Below are 22,099 nucleotides of genomic sequence, written 5' to 3' on the forward strand. Positions count from 1 at the left end.
TCGCTCAGTAAGTAATAGAAAGTTACTCTGTTTATTGAGAAAAATTGTGGGAGTGGTGCCAGCAACACTCCCTTTAATCCTTTCAAAGCCCTTTCATCATCTAAAGTAAGACCTTAATCGCATTTTATTTCACGCAATTTCTAGTAGACTCATTTAGTACCATCGCTATTAAATGCGATTACTCAGTCAAATTATAGCCAATAATTTTTTGTAACCATCTACTGTTTATTGATGGTTTTACGCTTTAATTTCATTTTAACTTTTACAATGTTCAGCTTGTGTACTTTAAGCTTGAGCTGCTTAAAATAGCTCGCCACTAGCGCCTATCACTTTACTCATTAATAAGGATTGAGGGATGCCCAGTATTCTTACCCCTCTTATTGCCGTTTTCGGTATTATGCTTTTAGGCTTTATTATACAAAAGCTTAAAGTCTTACCTCATGATACCGACTTTACTCTTAATGAATATGTTTATTATGTTGCCTTCCCTGCTATATTGTTTATTGCCTTAGCTGAAACTGACATCGATGAAATTTTGCAATGGGGATTTATTTTCTCATTTGGCCTTGCCATGGTAGTAACCTATTTTGTCACAGCTGTCATCTCGTTATCGGCTGATAAAAAGCAACCTGCATTAGCTGCAATTAGGGGGCTTAATACCAGTTTTGGTAATACTGCCTTTATTGGGATCCCCTTGATGATGATGCTATACCCTGGCGATAATCACGCAGTAACTGCTGCGGCCATTGCCAGTTTATTATCTATTGTGATGTTTGCCTTTGCGATGGTCAGTATGGAGCTGGCCATTAATAAGCAGCAAAAACACCATCCAGTGATTATTATGCTCAACGCTCTCATTAGTAACCCAATTGTCATTGGTTGTGCCCTAGGGGTTGCAGCCTCCGCAGTTAAACTCCCTATACCAGATAGTCTTAGCATGATGATGCGACTTATTGGCAACACATCGAGCCCTTGTGCACTGTTCGCTATTGGTATGGTGTTAGCAAAAGCAATGCACGGCGGCGCTGAACCCGCATTACCGAGGCGGCATATCGCTATCGAAATGACTGTGCTCAATATTTTAAAACTGGTATTCCAGCCCGTTATCGCCTATTTCTTATTGCGATATTTCGGCGTCGATACTGAACTTCTCATTATGGGTGTTATTCTTGCTGCACTACCCTCTGCGGCAAGTGTTTACTTACTCGCTCAACGTTACCAAACCTATGCATTAGCTAGCGCTAAATGCATTCTTATCAGTACCATTGCCACTTTTATAACCTTGCCTATCATTGAAAAACTACTACACGGCTTAAGTTAAATAAGCTTTTAAAAGGTGGTTCACCGACTATAAATTCGGCAAACAAAATATCTAACCAGCACTTTACTGTATAAAAAAACAGTGTACACTGTTTGTAGATACAGTGGTTTGATGATTATTCACACAAGGATTGATTATGCTTTGCCAATTAAGCATTAATAATTTCGCGATTGTACGTTTTCTAGAGCTCGACTTTAAAGCCGGCATGACCAGTATTACTGGCGAAACAGGCGCAGGTAAATCCATCGCAATAGACGCATTAGGTCTCTGCCTTGGAAATCGTGCAGATGCTAATACGGTAAGACCTGGCGCTAGCAAAGCTGAGGTCAGTGCTCGCTTTACGCTAGATGATGTTCCTTTCGCCAAGCGCTGGCTTGAGGACAATGATCTTGATGTTGAAGAAGAATGTATTTTACGTCGAACCATTAGTGCTGATGGCCGCTCTCGCGCCTACATAAACGGTAATCCAGTACCACTTTCTCAATTAAAAGCATTGGGGCAATTATTTGTTGGTATACATGGTCAACATGCACACCATGCAATGCTCAAAAGTGAGCATCAACTTACCCTACTCGACAGCTACGCAAACCATAAACTGTTGCTTGATAGCGTAAGTAAAAGCTATCAACGCTGTAAAAATATCGAAAATGAACTAAAGCAATTACAGCAAAACCAACAAGAACGTATCGCAAGAAAGCAGCTGGTTCAGTATCAAGTTGAAGAGTTAGATGAATTCGCACTTTTACCTGGTGAATTTGAACAAATTGAGCAAGAGCATAAACGCTTAGCGAATGGCACCGACTTAATTGAAACTTGTCAAAATACCTTACAGCTCTTAAGTGAAGATGATGAACATAATGTTGAGTCACTACTTAACCGAGCTGTGGGATTTGCTGATAATTTACAAAGCTTTGACCCTAGCCTTAAAAATATCGCAGAAATGCTCAATGAAGCCTTAATACAGGTCCAAGAAAGTAGCAGTGAAGTACAAGATTACCTCAGTAGAATTGAACTCGACCCTGAGCATTTTGCCTTTCTTGAGCAACGTATTTCTAAAGCAATGCAACTGGCACGTAAACATCATGTACAAACCGAGCAACTTGCTGAGCATCATCAACAACTTAAAGCAGAACTCACAGAGTTAAGTAATGATGCTAGCCGCCTTGATGAAATACAGCAGCAAGTTGATGACAGTAAACAAGCCTATATCAAAAATGCTCAGAAACTCAGCCAGAGTCGCTTACGTTATGCTAAAGAGTTAAATAAACTGGTGACCCAATCGATTCATGAACTGAACATGCCAAAGGGAAAATTCAGCATTGCTGTTAATTTTAACCCTGACATCCAGTCATTATTAGGCAGTGATCAAATAGAGTTTCAGGTTGCCACTAACCCAGGCCAACCATTACAGCCCATTGCCAAAGTTGCCTCAGGAGGCGAGTTATCACGTATAGGGTTGGGGATTCAGGTTATAACCGCTAAAAAGGTTTCCACACCGACACTGATATTCGATGAAGTTGATGTGGGCATATCTGGCCCTACAGCCGCAGTGGTTGGCCGAATGCTAAGAAGCCTAGGGGAATCAACTCAGGTTATTTGCGTGACTCACTTACCGCAAGTTGCCGGTAATGGGCATCAGCATATGCTGGTGAATAAATTTACCAAAAGTGGCGGTACAGAAACCCAGATGAAGCCTCTCGATAAAGAGCAGCGTATTAGTGAGCTGGCAAGGTTACTTGCTGGTGATGTGATTACTGAAAATACCTTAGCGAATGCTAGAGAACTTTTGCATTAATAACGACTCATTAGGGCTTCTCATTAGAAAAGACTTAAATAGGGTCATTAAATTAATATAGCAGCTATCTAGTAGCACCTTACTTGTAGCGTCTAAATGTTGTCACCTAGGTTTAGCTCATAAAAAAAGCTCACGTTAACGTGGGCTTTTTTTATTCTTCACTGCCTAGCTTTTAAGTTAGCCACAGTAGATTTCAATACTGTTTACACAAAATAATAAATAGCTTGTAAACACACTAGCGCAAAGATGCCAGCAAGCACATCGTCAATCATAATGCCAAAACCGCCGTGAACTTTGGCATCTAACCAACGGATAGGCCAAGGTTTTAGAATGTCGAAGAAACGAAATAATGCAAAACCAATCACTAACCATATCAAGCCAGCAGGAGCCGCAACCATGGTAATCATCAATCCTGCTACTTCATCCCAAACGATGGCGCCATGGTCATGTACGCCCATGTCCTTTGCGGCTTTATCACAAATGTAAAAGCCCACAAGCGTACTGATAACCGTGATAATAATAAATGCGGTTAAGCTCAAATGCCCCATTAAATAAACCAATGGAACAGCTGCAAGGGTACCAAACGTACCAGGTGCTTTAGCTGCTAAACCACTACCAAATCCTAACGCTAAAAAGTGCACCGGATTTTTTAAAGAGAGTTTTAATACTGCTGGATCAGTTGATAATAAATTCATTAAAAATGCTCAAAATTTTTCGAGTCTAACTCATAAGGTTGTCCATCAGATACCAATCGCAATTTATCACCAGCGCAAATTTGGCCAATTTTGACAAACTTAACACCAGCATGGATCAATGCCGTATCTAACGCACCACGCTGCGACTCTGGGACTGTGAATAATAGCTCATAATCTTCACCTCCGGTCAGTGCGTAGTTAATCGCATCCTTTTTACCTACTGACTCTAAGAGAGATTTAGACAAAGGTAACTCATTCACATCAATAATAGCACCGACGTCTGAGGCTTTTAAAACATGGTTAATATCTGAGTTTAATCCATCGGATAAATCAATTGCACTTGACGCTAGTGTGCGCAGAGCTTGGCCTGCAATGATCCTTGGGGTTGGATGGTAATGACGGTTAATCAAAAACTCTTTGTATTGCGGATCAACTTCTTTTTTGCCTAAAAGTAAATCAAGGCCTAAAGCTGAATCACCTAAAGTGCCAGTGACATAGATCCAATCACCTATCTTAGCGCCGCCACGGGTCAATGCTTTACCTGTTGGGACTTGACCATGGATAGTCACATTAATACAACGTGGGCCACGGGTTGTATCACCACCAATTAAACTAACGCTGTAATATTCTGCCGCTTCAAACAAACCTTCACTGAAGTCTTGTAGCCATTGATTATCTACATCGGGTAAGGTTAACGCTAATGTCATCCAAGCAGGATCTGCGCCCATTGCCGCTAAATCTGACAAATTAACAGCCACAGCTTTATAACCTAACTCATGAGCTGGCATGGTTGGCAAGAAGTGGACGTTTTCTACGAGCGTGTCGCATGAAATTGCGATAGATTTGTCTTCTGCTGGTTGCACGAGTGCGCAATCATCGCCGATACCGAGATGAACATCGCGGCGCTGTTGGCCTTTATCACGGAAAAATTGTTCAATAAGTTGGAATTCTTTCACGATAAATCTGGTACGGTTGCCCGCCCACCTATATGTTTTATAGAAGTATCTTAAGCCATACAAAAACGGTATCCGAAGATACCGTTTTCATTCATTACTTGCGAGTAACAAGCTTATCTAGCATACCATTGACAAACTTATGGCTGTCGTCAGCACCAAACGCTTTCGCTAATTCGATACCTTCGTTGATAGCCACTTTATATGGCACATCTTTACGATAAGTTAATTCATATGCAGCTAAGCGCACAATGGCTTTTTCAACTGGAGATACATCTTCAATATCACGATCTAAGTGAGGTTTTAGAAGATCATCAAGTTGAGTTGCTTTCGTGGCTACACCTGATAGCAATTCACGAAAATAAGCTACATCAACACCGTTAATGTTTTGCTCAGTTAAAAATTCATGTTCAACATCAGCAACGTTATTCTTGCTTAATTGCCACGAATAAATAGCTTGAACAGCTAAACGGCGTGCCTTACGGCGCTCTGAAGGCTTCATTACTTTTCCTACTACTATACCAACTGTTGTTCTAATTCTTGCAGAACGTTAACCATTTCAAGAAGGCCAAGAGCAGCTTCAGTGCCTTTGTTACCTGCTTTAGTACCAGAGCGTTCGATTGCTTGCTCAATGGTATCTGTGGTTAACACGCCAAATGAAACTGGGATATCAAACTCTAAAGCAACTTGAGCTAGACCCTTGTTACACTCGCCTGCAACTAAATCAAAATGCGGAGTACCACCACGAATCACTGCACCTAGTGCAATGATACCGTCAAACTTTCCAGATGCAGCAACACGACGTGCAGCAAGTGGTAATTCAACAGCGCCAGGAACACGAACAACAGTAATGTTGGCATCGTCAACCTGACCAAAACGTTTTAGTGTATCTATTGCGCCATCAAGCAGACTTTCAACTAAAAAACTGTTGAAACGCGATACTACAATCGCAACTTTGGCATTTTTTGCTTCGATATTACCTTGAACTACGTTCATTATCTTACCTAAATTAGCTAAAGCACCCAGCTCTGGGCAAAAGTGGCGGTATAATACCACAGCAAAATGCCCTGAGTCCTGTGCAATTAATGATAAATGTTAACTTCACTAAATTAGTGAATTATTCTGCAATGTAATCAGTAACTTCTAAACCAAAGCCTGACAACGAATGATAATGTTTTGGTGAGCTCAATAAACGCATTGTGCTAACACCAAGACTGGATAGAATTTGTGAGCCGATTCCTACTTTTCGAGAAGTCCCTTCCCATTTAGCTGCAGCTGGCGCTTGGCCATTATCTTCAGCTTCAAAAGCTTTCACTTTCGCAAGCATTTCACTTGAATGCTCTTCGTGACCCAATAACACCAAAACACCGCCTTCAGATGCAATACGCTCCATGGCTTTTTCTAATGGCCAGCTACGCTTTTGGTCGCGTTCAGAATGCAATAGATCATTAAAGGTGTTTTGTAGGTGAACACGCACTAGACAGTTCTCCTCAACGTTTCCTTTCACTAAGGCATAGTGTAATTGGTTATCGATAGTGTCTCTAAAAGTCACCATTTTGAACTCGCCGAAACGTGTTGGCAGTTTACATTCTGCTTCACGTACAACGGTGGTTTCTTTAGTGTTACGGTACTCAATTAAATCAGCAATGGTACCCATTTTAACGCCGTGGTTTTCGCTGAAAATTTCTAAGTCAGGACAGCGAGCCATGGTGCCGTCATCATTGAGAATTTCAACAATCACACCTGATGGTTCAAGACCCGCTAAACGGGCTAAATCACAACCCGCTTCAGTATGACCGGCACGCGTCAGTACGCCGCCATCTTGAGCCATTAATGGGAAAATATGTCCAGGTTGAACTAAGTCAGCTGCTTTTGCATCTTTGGCAACTGCAGCTTGTACAGTAACAGCGCGGTCATGGGCTGAAATACCCGTAGTAACACCGGTTGCCGCTTCAATAGAAACAGTAAAATTAGTTGAGAATTGGGCGTTATTATTAGTCACCATTAAAGGTAGATTTAATTGTTGGCAGCGTTCTCTAGTCATAGTTTGACAGATTAAGCCACGGCCATATGTCGCCATAAAGTTGATTGCTTCAGGCGTGACCTTTTCGGCCGCCATAATCAAGTCACCTTCGTTTTCTCTGTCTTCGTCGTCCATCAAGATAACCATTTTACCTTGACGAATGTCTTCGATGATCTCTTCTATACTATGTAGTGCCATGTTAAGACCTTTGTGTTGTTATTCCCCATATCTGCAATATAGGGTAAAAAGAGGGTTATCGCATAAATCCAGCGCTGGCTAACATTTCCATTGTTACTCCGCCTGATGCTTTCTCAGGCTTTTGCGGATTCATTAAGCGTTCTAAATATCGTGCAATAAGGTCAACTTCAATATTAACCTTATCGCCAGCTTGTAAGTTGGTTAGTGTTGTTTCTGATGCGGTGTGTGGCACTATCGTTAAACGAAAGCGATGACGGTCAATTTCATTAACCGTCAAGCTAACACCATCAATGGTAATTGAGCCTTTGTGTGCAATATAGTGGGCTAACTCAGCAGGCGCTGCTAACCAAAATTCAATGGCTTTACCGCGAACACTTCGCTGTTCTACTGCAGCAATACCGTCAACATGGCCACTGACCATATGCCCGCCAAGTCGAGTCGTTGGCAGTACCGCTTTTTCTAGGTTTACCTTTTGACCGACATGATAGTTAGCGAAACCTGTTAACGCGACTGTTTCAGCTGAAATATCGGCGACATAACCATCTGCGAGACATTGCACCACAGTTAAACATACGCCATTGGTCGCAATACTATCGCCTAGTTTCACATCAGATAAATCCAAATTTCCGCTGGCAACGTTTAGGCGAATGTCATCCCCTTTGCGCTCGATTTTTCTCAATGTGCCTAAGGCTTCAATAATGCCGGTAAACATAAATACTCACTTGTTTTAATTCGGTTCAGTTCGATTCGATTATTATCAGTTAGCTAATTGGAACTAGAGATTGAAAATCATCCGTTGATCATTTCCAACGCGTCTTGAATCGACCAATTGTAATTCAGGAATTTGTTCCATAGTTTGATAGTCGTTCAGTTGTAATAAATTACGGCCGTGACTGCCTAAAATTTTCATTGCTTGATAAAGGTAAAGTTCATCAGCAAGGTTTTCATTAAGCACACTACCAGCAAGACAGGCTCCTGCCTCAACTAGTACTGAATTACATTGCTTACCTAAATAAGTAAATAACGCATGTAAATCAACGCGTCCATCTTCATTTGTGGCAATAGTGATACAACTAACATGATTGTTAAATTTTTCTTGTACTTCTGCGGGGTAATCCACACAGGAAACCAACAATACAGGTGATGTAAAATCAAATAGCTTCATTTCACTCGTTAGCCTTGCTTTACTATCTAAAATAACCCGCAAAGGTTGCTGTAGATCTGAGGACGCAAGTGAGCTTTTCAAGCTGCCTAACTCCTCATAACGCACATTTAGCGTTGGGTTATCAGCAAGTACTGTTTCAACACCCGTTACCAGTGCACAATGACGAGCGCGTAACTTTTGCACGTCAGCTCGTGCTTCTGGCCCAGTAATCCATTTAGACACCCCATTCGAAAGTGCCGTTTTACCATCAATACTAGCAGCCAATTTAATTGTAATTCGAGGCAGGCCTGTGGTCATTTTTTTAGTGAAGCCTAAATTGAGTAATTTAGCTTGTTCGGTAAGTAAACCTACATCAACCTGCACGCCCGCTTCAGTTAATAATCGGATGCCATTTCCAGCAACTTGCGGATTAGCATCAACTTCAGCAATCACAACTCTTTTAACACCCGCTTTAATTAATGCTAATGCGCAAGGAGGTGTACGGCCATAATGACTACAAGGTTCAAGGGTGACATAGGCCGTGGAAGCTAATAATTGCTGTTGATTTTGTTTGGCATCGACATCTTGAAGTGCATGAATTTCAGCGTGAGGGCCACCCGCTTTAATATGGTAACCCTGACCAATAATTTGATCATCGACAGCGATAACACAACCGACATTGGGATTTGGACGAGTGGTGTAACGCCCTTTTTCGGCTAAAGAAATTGCCAGGCTCATCATTTCAATATCAGTAATAGACCATTGAGACATAAACACCTACTTGAAATAGCGGCTGTAAACATAATCTACAGCCTCAATATGGGGAACAGAAATTACTTTTGTAGCTTAGCGATGGCTTCACCAAACTGGGAAACATCCTCAAAGGCACGATAAACTGAAGCGAAGCGAATATAAGCCACTTTATCTAGGACCATTAATTGTTCCATCATTAAATTACCAATCATTGCTGAGTCAATCTCGCGCTCACCCGTCCCTCTTAAGGTCGATTTGATTTTAGTTAATGCTTGCTCAATTTGGTCAATAGACACTGGACGCTTTTCTACCGCGCGCAACATGCCGCCTCGAAGTTTATCTTCATCAAACGGTTGTCGAGTGCCATCTTGTTTAATCACTCGCGGCATAACTAATTCGGCACCTTCAAAAGTGGTGAAACGTTCATGGCACAATGTACATTCCCGGCGGCGACGGACTTGGTGGCCATCAGCCACAAGACGAGAGTCAATCACTTTAGTATCTGTCGCGCTACAAAATGGGCAATGCATATTCGCTCCTGAAAATAAAAATAAAATGGCCGTAAGCACAAGGTACTTACAGCCATTAAAGTTTATCCTATTTACTTAATAAGGTTAACCTTATCGATAAGATTATCCTACTTAGTTCAAATGGATAATGTGTCTAATTATGAAGAGCAATATTCGCTAGCATTTTCTAGATAAAAATTGCTCAACTTATATAAACATTAAGTCACGGTTTTATCCGCAACCTTAAACCCGTCAACAATTATCCGTAAACAGGATATTTAGCACATAACTCAAGCACTTGGTTCTTAACGCGCTCAATGGTAGCTTCGTTGGTAATGTCATCTAATACATCACACATCCAGTTTGTTAGCTCTACTGATTCTGTTTCAGTGAAGCCGCGACGTGTAATTGCAGGAGAGCCAATACGAAGACCTGAAGTCACAAAAGGTGAACGTGGGTCATTTGGTACAGAGTTTTTGTTTACAGTGATGTTAGCTTTACCTAACGCAGCATCGGCATCTTTACCTGTCATATCTTTGCTGATCAAATCTAGCAAGAATAAGTGGTTATCTGTACCGCCAGAAACAACATCGTAACCACGCTCAATGAAGGTTTTCGCCATCACTTTAGCATTAGCAACAACTTGCTCTTGGTAAGTCGTAAATTCAGGATCAAGTGCTTCTTTAAATGCAACCGCTTTAGCAGCGATAACATGCATTAAAGGACCGCCTTGGCCACCTGGGAATACTGCAGAATTTAACTTTTTGTAGATATCTTCATCATCAGCAGCTGAAAGAATCAAACCACCACGAGGACCTGCAAGGGTTTTATGAGTGGTAGTGGTTACAACATGTGCATGAGGAAGTGGATTCGGGTAAATACCTGCAGCAACAAGACCTGCTACGTGAGCCATATCTACGAATAAGTAAGCACCGACTTTGTCAGCGATTTCACGGAACTTGCCCCAATCGATAATGCCAGAATATGCAGAGAAACCAGCGATAATCATTTTTGGTTTATGTTCAACAGCTAAACGCTCAACTTCAGCGTAATCAATTTTACCTGTAGTTTCATCGATACCGTACTGGACAGCATTATAAAGCTTGCCAGAAAAACTCACTTGAGAACCATGGGTCAGGTGACCACCATGGGCTAGGCTCATACCTAAAACAGTATCACCGCCTTGAAGTAGCGCCATGAAAACGGCTGAGTTTGCTTGAGAACCAGAATGTGGCTGTACGTTTGCGTATGTCGCGCCAAACAATTCCTTTGCACGAGAAATCGCTAACTCTTCTGCGATATCTACATGTTCACAACCACCGTAGTAACGCTTTCCAGGATAACCTTCAGCATACTTGTTCGTTAGCTGAGAACCTTGGGCTTCAAGGACGCGCGGGCTGGTATAGTTTTCAGAAGCAATGAGTTCGATGTGCTCTTCTTGACGGCGCGTTTCATCTTCAATTGCTGCAAATAGTTGTGGATCATAATCCGCGATATTCATATCTTTTTTCAGCATTACTCACTCCAGCTGTTAATTCTTATAGTAGGGTTGCGCGGTATGATACAGCGCAATTGATCACAATCCCAGCATTTGAAACATGAAATTACTTGCAATTAATCATGAATACCATTTGCCATCTATAATTTGTAAGTATTAGCAGCTTTCAGTAATTGTATTTCATAGTAAAAACCAATTTCGCTCTTAGTTTCATAGTCTTGTAACTATTTTAAGAAAACTCTTTTCTAAAAATGAATCAACTATGTAATTTTGATCGACTGCCCATTTAATGGGTAAAACAGAATAAGATTAACTCTCACAAAGACAATGTTTTTGAAGTTAATATTGATAAACAAATTGAATACTGCTGCGGCTTTCTGTTTCATCATTTCGATTTGAAATAGCCAAATTTTCAATCCCAGTTAATGTCCCACTTCGATCAATTCGCTCATGATGAATACTGATATTCATATTATCAGTCAAAGGCACATCGAGATAAGTTTCGTACCTATCCCGTGCATCTTTAAAGTCGAGGTCATTGACGTTTGGGTTCCAATCACTACTGCGGTTAAACTCATTATCATCAATTGAGTCCCAGCGTTGACTTTGAAACTTAACGCCTAATAACAACTCTTTATAATTTGCCTCTAGTTTTAACTTGGCTGTATGACCTAAAGCATACCCATAACCACCTTCCCAAAGCACTGACTTTGTTCCCCAAAAAAGACCACCATTTTGACGATAGTTTTTAGTTGCAAAGGGCTTAACCATACTAAAATCAGCGAACAAGTCGCCTCGAATACTGATATTGACATCACCCACAAACCATTGTGAACCTGCAGATAAACCAATCACATTAATCGCAGCATAAAAATCTTCCTCTTCATCTTGACCTAAACTGCTATATTCAAGTCCCATTGATGGCCCTAAAAACCAAGTATTCAGACCATTTTTAGAGTCTAATAAGATATTTTCACCACTAGTCCAACCGCCTAAGAAGACTGAAGAATCCATTTGCCAATCTTCAATTCCTTCATTTGATATCCCGAGTTCCATATTCAACTCTACTTGGCTAGGCGTCGCAGACAACCCATCAAATTTCCCCTGAACACTATCGATACTCGCTTCTAAACCCAATATTAATGAGGTCGTTGCAATATCAGCTTCTTGCTTCGTGGAATATATCGCACCGGTGTAAATGTTAAATTTATCTTTCGCATATTCTCGATTAAATCGCTGAGGGTTATCATAACCAAACCAACCTTTAATTGTTTTAGCGGGATTGAATACACTAGCAAAAGTCGTCGGGAGCCAGCCTTGTTTTGAATCTAACATTTCAGATAGTTGAAGTAAGCTCTCACCTAATACAGCCCCACCAAAGGTAGTCACTATTTGATCATTCACACTCACCACTTCTTTATATTCCGCAAACACTTCCCAGACTGCCGATGCGACAAAATTACCCGCTAAAGATTCATAGTAATTAAAGTTATAATTCCGAAAAGCTTGATAATAAAGTGCGCCAGCGTAGGTATGGCCCCAATTCATGCCGACCTTATTGTCATCAAGTTTCCAAGAATCATTCGACACGATACGATCCACAAAATATTGGCCTGTATCTCCTTCAATTTCATAATCGAAATCTCCTTCCATGCTTTCTTCACTTGAAAGATAAAGCACTTCGCCAATAACAAGTAGAGTTGAAACTTCAGCTAGTGCTCCCCACCAGTTTTTATCAACTAACTGTGGATCAGTAAGAAAACTTTCCCCTTCTGAAACACCTGAGCTATTAATACTCGTATTCCCAGAGTTTGCAGCAAGACTGCTTCTAGATAGACCAGAAGGATCATTAACGCCAAAATTAGCTAAATTAAAAAAATCTAGGTTAACTGAATTAACATTATTGGAGAGACTTTCTGGAGCGACAGAACCCAAACCCTCATCAGAAAAAGAAATTCCTTCAATCTTTTCTATACCTAATTGCTGAGCATAGACTTGGTTAGACAAACAAAATAGTGATATTGAAAATAGCATATTTGGTAGTAGCGTATTGGGTAGTAGCGCTTTCTTTAAGACCTTCCCTCTTATCATTATCAATTTAATCCCTTAACATGTTTTAAAGATTCACTGCTTATACATACCTTTCAGTGGTCAACTGATTGTTGAGCCTGTCCCCCTCAACCATAGTGTTATAACAATGTTACATTTATTCTTTACTATATACAGCTTTCATATCGCAGCAATTCGAAATTATATTGTCGATTAAATTTTCAATAATATAAGTTCGGTTTTAAGTTAGGGTCAGATTCAAGTAGAATTAATTAAATTTCCTAGTTCGAACCTTAGTCAAAGAGATATAAATATGGCTCAGTTTGTATATAGCATGCTTAGAGTGGGCAAAATTGTTCCGCCTAAGAAACAAATCCTTAAAGATATTTCCCTTAGTTTTTTCCCAGGCGCCAAGATTGGTGTTCTTGGTTTAAACGGTTCAGGTAAATCAACTTTACTTAGAATTATGGCGGGATTAGATACTGAAATCGAAGGCGAAGCTCGCCCGATGCAAGATCTTAAAATTGGCTATCTTCCCCAAGAACCTAAGCTTGATGAATCACAAACGGTTCGTGAAGCGATTGAAGAAGCTGTTAGTGAAGCCAAAAATGCACTAACGCGTTTAGATGAAGTGTACGCACTTTATGCTGAACCTGATGCAGATTTTGATGCCCTAGCAAAAGAGCAAGGTCAGCTTGAAGCGATTATTCAATCTCAAGATGCACATAACCTTGATGTGGTATTAGACAGAGCAGCCAATGCACTGCGTCTTCCTGATTGGGATGAAAAAATCGAAGTGCTTTCGGGTGGTGAACGTCGCCGTGTAGCTATTTGTCGCTTATTACTTGAAAAGCCTGACATGTTGTTACTCGATGAACCAACCAACCACTTGGATGCAGAATCAGTCGCATGGCTTGAGCGCTTCTTACAAGATTACACTGGCACCGTTGTGGCTATTACCCATGATAGATATTTCTTGGATAATGCAGCTGGCTGGATTTTAGAGCTTGACCGTGGTGAAGGTATTCCATGGGAAGGTAACTACTCTTCATGGCTAGAGCAAAAAGATGCGCGTCTGCAACAAGAGTCATCGACTGAAAGTGCGCGCCAGAAAACCATTCAAAAAGAATTAGAATGGGTACGTCAAGGTTCTAAAGGCCGTCAATCTAAAGGTAAGGCCCGTATGGCTCGCTTTGAAGAGTTGAACACCAACGACTACCAGAAACGTAATGAAACAAACGAGTTGTTTATTCCACCAGGACCTCGCTTAGGCGATAAAGTCATTGAAGTGAATAATTTGACTAAGTCATATGGCGATCGTGTATTAATTGATAATTTAACTTTTGCTGTACCTAAAGGCGCTATTGTCGGCATTATCGGTGCTAACGGCGCGGGTAAATCAACTTTATTTAAGATGATTTCTGGTGCCGAACAACCTGATAGCGGCAGCATTGAAGTGGGCGAATCAGTACAAATTGCTTCAGTTGAGCAGTTCCGTGATTCGATGAATGATAAAAACACTGTCTGGCAAGAAATTTCCGACGGCCAAGATATCATGCGCATCAATAACACAGAAATCCCAAGTCGCGCCTATGTAGGCCGCTTTAACTTCCGTGGTGGCGACCAGCAAAAAATTATTGGTACCTTATCAGGTGGTGAGCGTAACCGTGTTCATCTTGCTAAATTATTGCAAGCTGGCGGTAACGTATTACTTCTCGATGAACCAACCAATGACTTGGATGTTGAAACGCTACGAGCTTTAGAAGAAGCGCTATTAGAGTTCCCAGGTTGTGCCATGGTCATTTCTCATGACCGTTGGTTCTTGGATAGAATTGCTACCCACATCTTAGATTACCGCGATGAAGGTCAAGTTAACTTCTATGAAGGTAACTACACTGAATATACTGCTTGGTTAAAAGAGCATTTAGGTACTGAAGCCATTGAACCTCATCGCCTAAAATACAAGCGCATCGCCAAGTAAACACTTGTAGATAAGCATTTGTAAGTAAGCAGTTACAAGTAAAAGTTATCTAAAGCTGCTACCGTTGGTATTCAGCTTTTAAAATATTAAGCCCCAATTTAAACAATGGCTCTTTAAAGCAAAATGTTTAAATTGGGGCTTTTTTATGTTTTGTGCAAAAAAGCGGCTGTAATAGCTGAAAACAACAATTAGCAATTACCATGTCATAAAAATGACGAATACCACTGCACCAACAAGTTGGTTACATTAATCTATATCACTACGATGTAAAACTGCTATTTGAGAATTGATAACAATAGATGAAGTCTCTTTTTTTGTTCTTCAAGTTACAGTTCAATTAGGCAGCATTAACAAACACTTAAATAACTTATTTAAGTATCATGTCGTATCAATAAAACACTGCTGCAAGCTCCCATAACGCCTCGCTGTGACATCATTGTAAAAAAGCGTCAAAATCCCACAATCTATTTGTAAAGACAAATTAACTTAAGTACTATAAAAATATTGACGGCTTATTTAACTGTTAAACGATGACGATAGCTTTAGGTTATACATCAAAAAATCAAATAAAAATGGAGAAATCAGTGAGATACAGTCAAATTGCTTTTATTTTATTATGTTTTTACGCAAGTAGCTCATTTGGTTTAGAAGTCATTTCTAGTAGTGAAACTCAAAAACTACAAGAAATTGAGCAAAAATATAATATTGATAGTTTACTTATTTCTGCGAACGATAAGTTGTCGACTCATAAGAAAAATGAATCTGATTATCATGCACTGAGCGTCGAAATTAAGAGTAAGCAAACTGAGTATGAGCATTTAGTCTCTAAGTTGCCGACCAGAATTTTATCTCGATCTAACCTCAATTCTTTTTATAAAGAACTCGAAACATTAGTCCTTAAAATTGATCAGCTTGAAACCAAATATGATATCGATGGCAAATCTCTTAAAAGAGAATATAAATCTATCATGGCTGAATACGATGTTATCAATAACACTCGTACCAATAAGGATGAACAATTAGCTGCACTTAAAAGTGAAATAACTAAACGTGTCATCGCCGATGTGTCTAAGCCTGATACGGTTCAATCTGTTGATTTAGACGGTTCGACATTATGTTCTAAGTTTCAATCAATTAATGATTGTTTAAAAGATTCAGAAAGCTATATCGTTACCAACACAATTAAAACTGACCCCTTTTTAAATGAACGCAGCGTGCTTTTATCATACGATGTTATTGATGCCAGCATGAACATGAGCGGTAATTTAAACTACAAGATTAAAATGGCTTTTAAACCATCTTATAACAGTAAAATTGATTCATTAATTAATGAGCAATTAGGACTTAAATCAGCCATGATTACCTTAGTGAGTAATGTCGCTGCTGACTGGTTTATTGATGGCGTAAAAATTGGTACGGGTCGCGAGCTGTTTCATGAAGTTCCACTGGGTCAACATGGTATTTTAGCTTCTTATCATTCAGAAGATAAATCGAGTGTTGAGTTTATTCAGGGCAACGGCGTCTTCAGTTATAACTTCAATAACACAGCCCAAAATAACGATATGGTCACCTTACCTAAGAGTGAACATAAAAAACAAACAATGAAAATGAAGCCAAAACCAACGGATATGCTAAACAGCAATGTTAAAGCTTCAACCAATAAACCTAAAAAAAGTATGCAAGATAAAGGTTACGAGTACTTTATGGGGATTGAACCTGCAACAACCGAGCAAGAAGAAAGCTTTGATTCTAGCCCGTCAGCTAAGCTTTAAAGTGATTTTTAGTATTTAGTTCTGCAGAACAATTTTAGCCACCTCCAACTATGAGTATGAGGTGGCTTTTTAATATACCCAAACAACCTGAAGATGCTCGATTTCAGCAAGAATTTACACGCGTTTAGGCAAGGCATTGATTGCGGGTAATGGTTATTCCCTTTTCAAAATCAATAACGCAGCATAAACGCGTGTAAAACTTGCCCTCAGGGAGTTTCACCGTGTTCCCACTACGTTGTTGCGCTAATTTATAAGGTACCTACATTACCGCATTAACGCGCCTAGTATTGAAAACACGGTGAAGCTCTGAAACACGTATCTTCAAGTAGTTTGGGTATATGCATTAAACATCAACATTTAATTCAAGTCACAAAACCCTTGCTTTGTAATCAAATAGTAATAACTGAGATCATTTAACACCACTTGCGATCATATACATAAACACTTTTGTTATCAGTATGTTTGGTTACAATCTTATCTGCTTTGCTTTACATTCCTTTACTCTTATATGCCTTTTTTTGATTAAAATAGTCCGCAATTCAACAATCGGTCTGTTGTTCTTTCTTAGAGTTCATAAAATGAAAAAATTGGCATTTCTTATCATATTAAGCAGTATTATCGCTGCAGTTGTGTCTTTTAGTGGTTTATCCCAAGCAGATAAAGCCAAACCTCATGCAAAGGGGAAACCACAAAAAACAATTCCTGTCGTTACAGGCATTGTCGATCAGCATGAACTGTCTCAGTCACTATCCCTTATCGGCAAACTTGATGCAGAGCAATCTGTTTACATATCTTCTCAAGTCGCAGGCCAAATCAGTGAGATTTTAATTAAACCAGATCAAGATATTCAAGCTGGCCAAGTTATCGTTCAACTTGATGACGCTAAAGCTAAAGCGACAACCGCAGAAGCAGCAGCCTTCCTTGCCGATGAGAAACGCAAGCTCAAAGAATTCCTTAAACTAATTTCAAGCAATGCCATCACCCAGACAGAAATTGATGCGCAACGCGCCAGCGTTGATATGGCTGCAGCACGACTTGCAGCAGCTCAAGCGGATTTAGATTATCACTCACTCAATGCTCCTTTTACGGGGTCAGCAGGATTAATTGATTTCAGCGTAGGCAAAATGATTTCTGTGGGCACTGAGTTATTGTCTTTCGACGATCTCTCAACCATGAGACTCGATTTACAAGTGCCAGAACATTACTTGTCATTACTTTCAAATGGTATGAAAGTTTCAGCACAAAGTCGTGCATGGCCATCTCAAGAGTTTAATGGTGAAATCATTGCCATTGACTCACGTATTAACCAAGACACGTTAAACTTACGTGTACGAGTACAGTTTGCTAACCCTGACAATAAATTAAAACCAGGCATGATGATGGCGGCAACGCTTAACTTCCCTGCGGTATCTGAACCAGTGATCCCAGTGCAGGCTATCGAGTACTCTGGCACTAAACGCTTTGTTTATCTTGTTGATAGCAATAAGATTGCTAATCGCACCGAAGTCATCTTAGGTGCTCGCATTGATAATGAGGTGTTAATTTCTGAAGGTTTAAATATTGGCGACAACGTTGTAGTGCAAGGACTAGTCAATATGCGTGATGGTGTATCTGTTGATGTGCTAGAAAAACAGGGAGCAGATTCACGTTTAGCCCATGAAGATTCAGAACCAAAACTGAATGAGCCCATTACGACACCAACTAACGCTCAGCTGGAGAAAAGTTAATGTGGCTCTCTGATGTGTCTGTAAAAAGACCTGTTGTCGCGATTGTATTAAGTTTATTACTTGGCGTATTTGGTCTCGTTTCGCTGTCAAAGTTGTCAGTAAGAGAAATGCCTGACGTTGAAAAACCTGTTGTTACCGTCATGACGACCTATAGTGGCGCATCTGCCACGATTATGGAAAGCCAGATCACCACAACCATCGAAGATGAACTGACTGGGATCAGTGGTATTGATGAAATTCAGTCTGTTACCCGAAACGGTATGTCACAAATCACAGTGACCTTCTTATTAGGTTGGGATTTAACAGAAGGTGTTAGTGATGTTCGTGATGCGGTAGCACGTGCTCAACGTCGCCTTCCAGATGAAGCTGACGATCCTGTTGTATCGAAAGATAATGGTTCAGGTGAGCCATCAATCTATGTCAATTTAAGCTCCTCGATGATGGATCGAACTCAGCTTACTGATTACTCCCAACGCGTACTTGAAGATCGCTTTAACTTAATCACTGGCGTAAGCTCTATCTCGCTATCAGGTGGCTTATATAAAGTCATGTACGTTCAGTTAAAACCAGAGCTAATGGCAGGTCGAAATGTATCGGCCAATGATATTGTGTCAGCGCTCAAAACTGAAAATGTTGAAACGCCAGGTGGCGAAGTACGTAATGACACGACAGTAATGACCGTCAGAACGGCTAGACTGTACAATAATCCTGATGATTTTGATTATTTAGTGGTCCGCACAGCAGATGACGGAACTCCTATTTACCTAAAAGATGTCGCAGACGTGTTTATTGGTGCTGAAAACGAGAATTCGACCTTTAAAAGTAACGGTGTCCCCAATATCAGTTTAGGCATTGTTGCTCAGTCTGATGCTAATCCGCTTGATGTGGCTAAATTAGTTCACCAAGAAGTCGATAGAATTCAAGAGTTCTTGCCTGAAGGCACCGCATTAGTCGTTGACTATGACTCTACGATTTTTATTTCTCGCTCGATAGATGAGGTATATAACACCCTAATTATTACGGCGATTTTAGTAATTTTGGTGCTGTACATATTCATCGGACAAGTGCGCGCCACGCTCATTCCAGCTGTCACTGTGCCAGTGTCTCTGATTTCAGCGTTTATTGCCGCCAATACGTTTGGTTTCTCCATTAATTTACTGACATTAATGGCGCTGATCCTATCCATTGGCTTGGTAGTGGATGATGCCATCGTGGTGGTAGAGAATATATTTCACCACATTGAAAAAGGTGAGCCGCCGATTCTTGCAGCCTACAAAGGTGCCCGTGAAGTTGGTTTTGCTGTTATGGCAACCACTGCGGTATTGGTGATGGTATTTTTACCCATTTCCTTTATGGAAGGTATGGTCGGCCTACTTTTTACAGAGTTTTCAGTAATGCTCGCGGTGTCGGTTTTGTTCTCCTCTCTCATTGCTTTGACATTAACGCCAGTTCTGGGCAGTAAATTACTTAAAGCCAATGTAAAGCCGAATCGCTTTAACCTTTGGGTTGATAGCATATTCGATAAGCTTGAACAGCAATATCGCCGTGTCGTTTCAAAAGCGGTTCAATATCGTGTTGCAGCCCCTGTTGTCATTATTGCTTGTCTTGTAGGTAGTGGCTGGTTATTGAACCAAGTTCCAGCTCAATTGGCGCCGCAAGAAGACCGTGGAGTCATTTTTGCCTTTATCAAAGGCGCCGAAGGGACAAGTTATAACCGCATGTCGGCTAACATGGATATTGTAGAACAGCGTTTAATGCCTATGTTAGGCAATGGGGTGTTCAAATCATTCAGTACACAAGCCCCAGCTTTTGGTGGCCGAGCTGGTGACCAAACCGGTTTTGTGATTATTCAACTTGAGGAATGGAAAGATCGTGACATCAATGCGCAACAAGCACTGGGAGTTGTAGCTAAAGCGCTTGAAGGTATTCCCGATGTCATGGTCCGCCCAATGCTACCCGGCTTTAGAGGAAAATCGAGTGAACCGGTGCAATTTGTGCTTGGAGGCTCTGATTACAATGAACTATTTGACTGGGCACAAAAGCTGCAACTTGAAGCTGATTCAAGCCCTATTTTAGAAGGTGCAGATCTCGATTACGCAGAAACCACGCCTGAGTTACTTGTGTCGGTAGATCGCGAGCGAGCAGCAGAGCTTGGTGTCAGTGTCACTGAGGTTTCTGACACTTTAGAAATCATGTTAGGTGGCCGCAGTGAAACCACCTTTATCGAACGTGGTGAAGAATACGATGTATATTTGCGCGGCGATGAAAACAGCTTCAATAGTGTTGCCGATTTAAGCCAGATATATATGCGTACATCTACAGGTAAACTGATTACCTTAGATACGATTACTAAGATTGATGAAGTCGCCTCAGCGCAGAAGTTAAGTCATCTTAACAAACAAAAGTCGATCACCTTAAAAGCGAACTTAGGCGCTGGGTATACATTAGGTGATGCGTTAGATTTCCTTGATGCTAAAGCCATCGAGATGCTGCCGAGTGACATCACAGTTTCTTACACTGGTGAGTCAAAAGACTTTAAAGAAAACCAAAGCAGTATTTTTATTGTATTTGGTTTAGCTTTATTAGTGGCTTATTTAGTACTAGCCGCTCAATTTGAGAGTTTCATAAACCCGCTAGTTGTCATGTTTACCGTACCAATGGGAATATTTGGTGGCTTCTTAGGCCTATACCTAACCGGCCAAGGGCTGAACATTTATAGTCAGATTGGTATGATCATGCTAATTGGTATGGTAACTAAAAATGGTATTTTGATTGTAGAATTTGCCAACCAGTTACGTGACAAAGGCCTTGAGTTAGAACAAGCCATTGTTGATGCTTCAGCAAGACGCTTAAGACCTATTCTAATGACGGCATTTACCACGTTAATTGGTGCAATTCCATTAATCATGTCATCGGGTGCAGGCTCTGAAAGTCGAATAGCTGTTGGTACAGTAGTGTTCTTTGGAATGGCATTTGCTACTCTAGTGACCCTACTAGTGATCCCGGCCATGTATAGGCTGATATCTGGTACCACTAAATCTCCAGGCTTTGTTGAACAACAACTTAATGAAGCTATTGAGATGCAAAAACAAAAAAGCGCTTAAGCTTAAATGACTAAACAGGTGTAATAATGGAAAAAGTAGCAGTATTTGTTGATGTACAAAACATTTATTACACCTGTAAACAGGCTTATGGACGCTCTTTTAATTACCGTGCGTTGTTTAAACAATTATCTAAAGATGCGCATATTGAACATGCTTTTGCTTATGCGATTGCTCCCGCCGACGATGGCCAAGTTAAGTTTCAAGATGCGCTTAGGCATATTGGTTTTGACGTCAAGCTAAAACCTTACATCCAACGCAGTGATGGCAGTGCAAAAGGCGACTGGGATGTCGGTATTACGATTGATGTTTTAGATTATGCAGAACACGTCGATAAAGTGATATTGCTTTCGGGCGATGGGGACTTTGATTTATTAATGGCTAAAGTAGCGCAGAAATATGGATGTGATACTCAAGTCATTAGTGTTTCAAGCTTAACAGCTAAGTCTTTACTTGATGTGGTCGGCAGTCATTTACCCATCGAATCTAATCTTTTATTGTAATCTTACAAGTCACCATTCGATTACATTTTATTGGCCAGCCATTGAGTTTAATTAAGCTTAATATCTTAAGTAACAAT

At 40.5% G+C, this 22,099-nt stretch carries 17 protein-coding genes; 7 read left to right on the forward strand and 10 right to left on the reverse strand.

Annotated features, from left to right (window positions below; all coding sequences use genetic code 11):
- Positions 1 to 355: 355 nt before the first annotated feature.
- Positions 356 to 1,321 (forward strand): AEC family transporter, encoded by a 966-nt coding sequence (locus L2735_RS12705; protein WP_248985060.1) that lies wholly within the window; start codon positions 356 to 358, stop codon positions 1,319 to 1,321.
- A 136-nt stretch (positions 1,322 to 1,457) separates the two neighbouring features.
- Positions 1,458 to 3,116, forward strand: a complete 1,659-nt coding sequence (gene recN / locus L2735_RS12710) for a DNA repair protein RecN (protein WP_248985061.1) — start codon at positions 1,458 to 1,460, stop codon at positions 3,114 to 3,116.
- A 203-nt stretch (positions 3,117 to 3,319) separates the two neighbouring features.
- Here recN and L2735_RS12715 read toward each other — a convergent pair whose 3' ends face one another.
- The 10 genes from L2735_RS12715 to L2735_RS12760 form a co-directional block, all read right to left on the reverse strand.
- Positions 3,320 to 3,811: a phosphatidylglycerophosphatase A family protein gene (locus L2735_RS12715; protein WP_248985062.1), complete on the reverse strand. Its 492-nt coding sequence runs from the start codon at positions 3,809 to 3,811 to the stop codon at positions 3,320 to 3,322.
- Positions 3,811 to 4,767 (reverse strand): thiamine-phosphate kinase, encoded by a 957-nt coding sequence (thiL, locus tag L2735_RS12720; protein ID WP_248985063.1) that lies wholly within the window; start codon positions 4,765 to 4,767, stop codon positions 3,811 to 3,813. The genes L2735_RS12715 and thiL overlap by 1 nt, the downstream gene beginning before the upstream one ends.
- A 94-nt stretch (positions 4,768 to 4,861) precedes the next feature.
- Positions 4,862 to 5,266, reverse strand: coding sequence for a transcription antitermination factor NusB (nusB, locus tag L2735_RS12725; RefSeq protein ID WP_076543020.1), 405 nt, complete (start codon positions 5,264 to 5,266; stop codon positions 4,862 to 4,864).
- A gap of 14 nt (positions 5,267 to 5,280) precedes the next feature.
- Positions 5,281 to 5,760: a 6,7-dimethyl-8-ribityllumazine synthase gene (gene ribH / locus L2735_RS12730; protein ID WP_248985064.1), complete on the reverse strand. Its 480-nt coding sequence runs from the start codon at positions 5,758 to 5,760 to the stop codon at positions 5,281 to 5,283.
- A gap of 121 nt (positions 5,761 to 5,881) precedes the next feature.
- A complete protein-coding gene (gene ribBA, locus L2735_RS12735; RefSeq protein ID WP_248985065.1) occupies positions 5,882 to 6,985 on the reverse strand; it encodes a bifunctional 3,4-dihydroxy-2-butanone-4-phosphate synthase/GTP cyclohydrolase II in 1,104 nt (367 codons plus the stop codon).
- Positions 6,986 to 7,040: 55 nt separating this feature from the next.
- A complete protein-coding gene (locus L2735_RS12740; RefSeq protein WP_248985066.1) occupies positions 7,041 to 7,697 on the reverse strand; it encodes a riboflavin synthase in 657 nt (218 codons plus the stop codon).
- Between the two features lie 63 nt (positions 7,698 to 7,760).
- Complete coding sequence (gene ribD / locus L2735_RS12745; protein WP_248985067.1) at positions 7,761 to 8,900, reverse strand: bifunctional diaminohydroxyphosphoribosylaminopyrimidine deaminase/5-amino-6-(5-phosphoribosylamino)uracil reductase RibD; 1,140 nt, start codon at positions 8,898 to 8,900, stop codon at positions 7,761 to 7,763.
- A gap of 62 nt (positions 8,901 to 8,962) precedes the next feature.
- Complete coding sequence (nrdR, locus tag L2735_RS12750) at positions 8,963 to 9,412, reverse strand: transcriptional regulator NrdR (protein WP_153914843.1); 450 nt, start codon at positions 9,410 to 9,412, stop codon at positions 8,963 to 8,965.
- 238 nt (positions 9,413 to 9,650) lie between these two features.
- Positions 9,651 to 10,907 (reverse strand): serine hydroxymethyltransferase, encoded by a 1,257-nt coding sequence (gene glyA / locus L2735_RS12755; RefSeq protein ID WP_248985068.1) that lies wholly within the window; start codon positions 10,905 to 10,907, stop codon positions 9,651 to 9,653.
- A gap of 321 nt (positions 10,908 to 11,228) precedes the next feature.
- Positions 11,229 to 12,980: a DUF3943 domain-containing protein gene (locus tag L2735_RS12760; protein WP_248985069.1), complete on the reverse strand. Its 1,752-nt coding sequence runs from the start codon at positions 12,978 to 12,980 to the stop codon at positions 11,229 to 11,231.
- A gap of 271 nt (positions 12,981 to 13,251) precedes the next feature.
- Between L2735_RS12760 and ettA the strand changes: the two genes are divergently transcribed.
- The 5 genes from ettA (at position 13,252) to L2735_RS12785 (ending at position 22,022) form a co-directional block, all read left to right on the forward strand.
- Positions 13,252 to 14,919, forward strand: a complete 1,668-nt coding sequence (gene ettA, locus L2735_RS12765) for an energy-dependent translational throttle protein EttA (protein ID WP_248985070.1) — start codon at positions 13,252 to 13,254, stop codon at positions 14,917 to 14,919.
- Between the two features lie 584 nt (positions 14,920 to 15,503).
- The gene (locus L2735_RS12770) at positions 15,504 to 16,691 is read left to right on the forward strand and encodes a hypothetical protein (protein ID WP_248985071.1); all 1,188 of its coding nucleotides are present in this window, start codon (positions 15,504 to 15,506) and stop codon (positions 16,689 to 16,691) included.
- A 578-nt stretch (positions 16,692 to 17,269) separates the two neighbouring features.
- A complete protein-coding gene (locus tag L2735_RS12775; protein WP_248985072.1) occupies positions 17,270 to 18,418 on the forward strand; it encodes an efflux RND transporter periplasmic adaptor subunit in 1,149 nt (382 codons plus the stop codon).
- Positions 18,418 to 21,522 carry a multidrug efflux RND transporter permease subunit gene (locus tag L2735_RS12780; protein ID WP_248985073.1) on the forward strand — a complete coding sequence of 1,035 codons (3,105 nt, stop codon included), beginning with the start codon at positions 18,418 to 18,420 and terminating at the stop codon, positions 21,520 to 21,522. Before L2735_RS12775 ends, L2735_RS12780 begins: the two co-directional genes overlap by 1 nt.
- Positions 21,523 to 21,548: 26 nt before the next feature.
- The gene (locus L2735_RS12785; RefSeq protein WP_248985074.1) at positions 21,549 to 22,022 is read left to right on the forward strand and encodes a LabA-like NYN domain-containing protein; all 474 of its coding nucleotides are present in this window, start codon (positions 21,549 to 21,551) and stop codon (positions 22,020 to 22,022) included.
- The last annotated feature ends 77 nt before the right edge of the window (positions 22,023 to 22,099 follow it).

Origin of the sequence: Shewanella olleyana, assembly GCF_023283825.1 — a bacterium.
Taxonomy (GTDB): domain Bacteria; phylum Pseudomonadota; class Gammaproteobacteria; order Enterobacterales; family Shewanellaceae; genus Shewanella; species Shewanella olleyana.